The organism is Candidatus Methylomirabilis sp. (assembly GCA_036000645.1).
GTDB lineage: Bacteria > Methylomirabilota > Methylomirabilia > Methylomirabilales > JACPAU01 > JACPAU01.
In genome coordinates this window covers 1-4271 of record DASYVA010000113.1, presented here as the reverse complement: position 1 = coordinate 4271, position 4271 = coordinate 1, and the positions used below count along the sequence as shown (strand labels likewise).

Genomic DNA, 4271 nt, shown 5'->3' with positions numbered 1-4271 from the left:
TTTTCCTCCTCGTCCGCGCCTGTCCTTCCTCCTTCCCCGGCCCCCTGAGCCCGCTTCCTGGGCCCGTGCAGACCAAGGCGGAACTGCGGCGGCGGCTGCAGGCCGCGCGGCGAGCCGTGCTCCCGGCAGACCGCGCGGCGTGGAGTGCCCGGATCACGGAGCGCCTCCTCGCCCTCCCCGAGTTGCAGGAGGCGGAGCGGGTGCTCTTCTATGCCAGCCTGGCCGAGGAGGTGGACACCTGGCCCCTGCTCCGCGCCTGGCTCGAGCGGGGGCGGCTCCCCCTGCTCCCCGGCGTGGAGCGGCGGGGAGGCCCGTTGTGGGCTGCCGCCGTGCGGGATCTCGGCGCCGACCTGAGACCCGGAGCGTTCGGCATCCTGGAGCCCGACCGGAGCCGGACCGGTGCCGTGGACTGGCGGACGATCCAGGTGGTCCTCCTCCCGGGCCTCGCCTTCGACCTGCGCGGCTACCGCCTGGGGCAGGGGGCGGGCTATTACGACCGGAGCCTCACGGCGCTCGCCCCTCATGCCCGGCGGATCGGGCTGGCCTTCGAGTGCCAGGTGGTGGAGTGCTTGCCGGCAGAGCGGCACGATGTCCCGGCACATTGGGTCGTGACGGAGGAGCGAGTCATCATTCCGGGTCCGCCCGGGGACTAGGTTCAGGGACGCCATTCGAGGGTTGCCGCCGAGAGCGTCGCGGTGGCCCTGAAGGAGGTGAGGTGGCCGTGGCAATGGATCTCACGGTCTTGTGGGTGGTGCTGGGGCTGGCCGTGGGGGCCGCCGCCGGCTACGCCGTCCGGGTCCTCCTGAGCGGGAAGCGGATCGCCGCCGCCGCCGCCGAGGCCGCCCGGATCCTCCGGGAGGCCGAGAAAGAGGCGGAGGCGAAGCGGCGAGAGGCGGAGCTGGAGATCCGGGACCGGATGCTCCAGGCGCGGACCGAGTTGGAGCGGGACACCCGGGAGCAGCGGAACGAGCTGCAGGGTCTCGAGCGGCGTCTCCTCCAGCGGGAAGAGCTGCTCAACCGGCAGATCGAGATTCTGGATCGGCGGGACAAGGAGATGCAGGCGCACCTGCAAGCCCTGCAGCAGCGCGAGGGGGCCGTGGCCGAGTCGGAGCAGCGCCTGAAGGCCCTCCTGGAGGAGCAGCGACGGGCCCTGGAGCGGGTGGCGGGGATGACGACCGAGGAGGCGAAGCGGGCGCTCCTGAAGGACCTGGAGGAGGAGGCCCGCCTGGAGGCGGCGGCGCTGGCCAAGCGGATCGAGGAGGAGGCGAGGGAGACCGCCGAGCAGAAGGCCAAGGAGGTCCTGGCCATCGCCGTCGACCGGTGCTCCACCGACTTCGTCGCCGAGGCGACGGTCTCCGTGGTGGACCTGCCCAGTGACGATATGAAGGGGCGCATCATCGGCCGGGAGGGGCGCAACATCCGCGCCTTCGAGAAGGCGACCGGGATCGACGTGATCGTGGATGACACCCCCGAGGCGGTGATCCTCTCCGGTTTTGACTCGGTGCGCCGGGAGATCGCCCGGATCGCCCTGCAGCGGCTCATCGCCGACGGCCGCATCCACCCGGCGCGGATCGAAGAGGTGGTCGAGAAGGTCAAGAAGGAGATCGAAGAGGACATCCGCCAGGCCGGGGAGCAGGCCCTCTTCGAGGTCGGGGTCACCGGGATGCACCAGGAGCTGGTGCGCCTCATCGGCCGTCTGAAGTACCGGACCTCCTACTCCCAGAACCAGCTCCAGCACACCAAGGAGGTCACCCAGCTCGCCGGTCTCATCGCCACCGAGCTTCGGATCGACCCCCGCTACGTCAAGCGGGCCGGCCTCCTGCACGACATCGGCAAGACGGCCGACAGCAAGCGGGAGGGGACCCACACGGAGATCGCCGTCGAGGTCGCTCGGAAGCACAACGAGCACTGGAAGGTGATCAATGCCATCGCCGCCCACCACGGGGACGAAGAGGTCAAGTGCCTGGAGGCCATCATCCTCCAGGCGGCCGACACGCTCTCGGCGGCGCGCCCGGGGGCCCGGCGGGAGATCCTGGAATCCTACGTCAAGCGCCTGGAGAAGCTCGAAGAGATCGCCAACTCCTTCAAGGGGGTGAGCACCTCCTACGCCATCCAGGCCGGACGGGAAGTCCGCATCATCGTGGAGAGCGGGGAGGTGAGCGATACCCACGCCTCGCAGATGGCCAAGGACATCGCCAAGCGCATCGAGCAGGAGATCGACTACCCGGGCCAGGTGAAGGTGACCGTGATCCGGGAGACGCGGGCCGTCGAGTACGCCAAGTAGGGAGGGGGCGGGCGGAGGGGAGGGCCACCGGGCCCCCGCGGGGCGGGGTGGTTCCTTCCCCCGGGCGGCTCCTCCGGTCCCGTCCCTCGCGGGGGGCGATGCGGGTCCTCTTCATCGGCGACATCGTGGGGAAGCCGGGACGGGAGCAGGTGGCCCAGCACCTCTCCGCCGTGAAGCGGGAGCACGGGGTGGCCCTGACCATTGCCAACGCCGAGAACGCCGCGGCGGGGTTCGGGATCACCCCGTCGGTCGCTGAGGGGCTGTTTGGCCTGGGGGTCGACCTGCTCACCTCGGGGAATCATATCTGGGACAAGAAAGAGGTGGAGGGCTTCATCGGCAGCGAGCATCGGCTCCTGCGCCCCGCCAATTACCCCGAGGACGCCCCGGGGTCGGGGGTCGCCCTGTGGGAGCGGGAGGGTCGGCGCGTCGGGATTCTGAACCTGCAGGGCCGGGTCTTCCTCCCGACGATCGACTGCCCCTTCCGCGCCGCCGATCGCCACCTGGCCTCCTTGCGGGAGGCGACCCCCCTCATCATCGTGGACTTTCACGCCGAGGCCTCCTCGGAGAAGCAGGCCTTCGCCTACTACGTGGACGGGCGCGTCTCGGCCGTCGTCGGAACCCACACCCACGTCCAGACCGCGGACGAGCAGATTCTCCCCGGCGGGACCGCCTACATCACCGACGTGGGGATGACGGGGCCGCGGCACTCCGTCATCGGGATCCTCCCCGAGGAGGCCATCCGCCGCTTCCTGACCCAGATGCCCACCCGGTTCACCGTGGCCACGGGGGGGGCCGGGATCTTCTCGGCAGTGCTCCTCGATCTGGACGAGGAGACCGGGCGGGCGCGCGCCATCACCCGCCTGCAGCTCTGAGGGGTTCGGGGATGTCCGCGCGCCTGATCGATGGGAAGGCGATCGCTGCCGCCATCCGAGCCGAAGTGGCGGCCGCCGTGGCGCAGGCCGTGGTAGCCGGCCGGCGGGCGCCCGGGCTGGCGGCGGTTCTGGTGGGAGAGGACCCCGCTTCCCAGCTTTACGTCCGCAACAAGGCGCGGGCGTGCGAGGAGGTGGGAATCCGCTCCTTCCGGCACCTGCTCCCCGCCGGGACCTCCCAGGCGGCGCTCGAGGCGCTCCTCGCCGACCTGAACCGGGACGACGCGGTGGATGCCATCCTGGTCCAGCTCCCCCTCCCGGAGGGGCTGGATAGCCAGCGGATCCTCGGGCGCCTGGATCCTGCCAAGGATGTGGACGGGTTCCACCCCGAGAACGTGGGCCGCCTGACGATCGGCCGTCCCGCCTTCGTCCCGTGCACCCCGGCCGGAATCCTGGAGCTCCTGGATCGCTCCGGGGTGGGGCTCCGGGGAGCCGAAGCGGTGGTGGTCGGCCGCAGTGACCTCGTGGGGAAGCCGGCGGCCCTCCTCCTGCTGCACCGGCACGCCACGGTGACGGTCTGCCACACCCGGACCAAGGACCTTGCCGCCCATACGCGCCGCGCCGAGGTCCTGGTCGCGGCGGCCGGCCGGCCCCGCCTCATCACCGGCGCCATGGTGCGGGAGGGAGCGGTGGTGATCGATGTCGGGATCAACCGGGTGGACGGGGCGCTGGTCGGGGACGTGGATTTCCCCTCGGTCGCGTCCCGCGCAGGCCAGATCACCCCGGTCCCGGGGGGCGTGGGCCCCATGACGATTGCCATGCTGCTGAAGAACACCCTCCTGGCCTACACCCGCCGCACGAGCCCGCCCGCCTAATACCAAACGACAGAATGAAAGTGACAAAGTCCGGGTCCTGGCGCCGGCGCCGCCCCGGCCCCCGGCCCCCCTGGGGAACCCTCCCGTGGGTCCCCCCATCGGCCAAGCGCCGATGGGACCCCCCTCCGCTACGGGGGCCGTGGGGCGGCATCCGGCGCCACCCGGACCCTTTGTCACACAATTTATCTCGTGTGTATTAGTCGCCTGGCACAGACCGGAACGTCTCCCGCCACCCCGCTGCAG

General features: G+C 71.0%; 4 protein-coding genes. All 4 read left to right on the top strand.

What is annotated here, in order from left to right; genetic code table 11:
• Nucleotides 1–653, top strand: a 653-nt coding sequence (locus tag VGT06_06645; GenBank protein ID HEV8662799.1) for a 5-formyltetrahydrofolate cyclo-ligase, incomplete at its 5' end; no start/stop codon positions are given.
• Between the two features lie 74 nt (nt 654–727).
• Nucleotides 728–2284, top strand: a complete 1557-nt coding sequence (gene rny, locus VGT06_06640; GenBank protein HEV8662798.1) for a ribonuclease Y — start codon at nt 728–730, stop codon at nt 2282–2284.
• Between the two features lie 98 nt (nt 2285–2382).
• Nucleotides 2383–3156, top strand: a complete 774-nt coding sequence (locus VGT06_06635; GenBank protein HEV8662797.1) for a TIGR00282 family metallophosphoesterase — start codon at nt 2383–2385, stop codon at nt 3154–3156.
• Nucleotides 3157–3167: 11 nt separating this feature from the next.
• Nucleotides 3168–4028, top strand: coding sequence for a bifunctional methylenetetrahydrofolate dehydrogenase/methenyltetrahydrofolate cyclohydrolase FolD (folD, locus tag VGT06_06630; GenBank protein ID HEV8662796.1), 861 nt, complete (start codon nt 3168–3170; stop codon nt 4026–4028).
• Nucleotides 4029–4271 lie beyond the last annotated feature (243 nt).

Excerpts from the sequence above, each read along its gene's own strand:
- rny (HEV8662798.1), top strand. The coding sequence starts at position 728 with ATGGATCTCACGGTCTTGTGGGTGGTGCTGGGGCTGGCCGTGGGGGCC.
- VGT06_06635 (HEV8662797.1), top strand. The coding sequence starts at position 2,383 with ATGCGGGTCCTCTTCATCGGCGACATCGTGGGGAAGCCGGGACGGGAG.
- folD (HEV8662796.1), top strand. The coding sequence starts at position 3,168 with ATGTCCGCGCGCCTGATCGATGGGAAGGCGATCGCTGCCGCCATCCGA.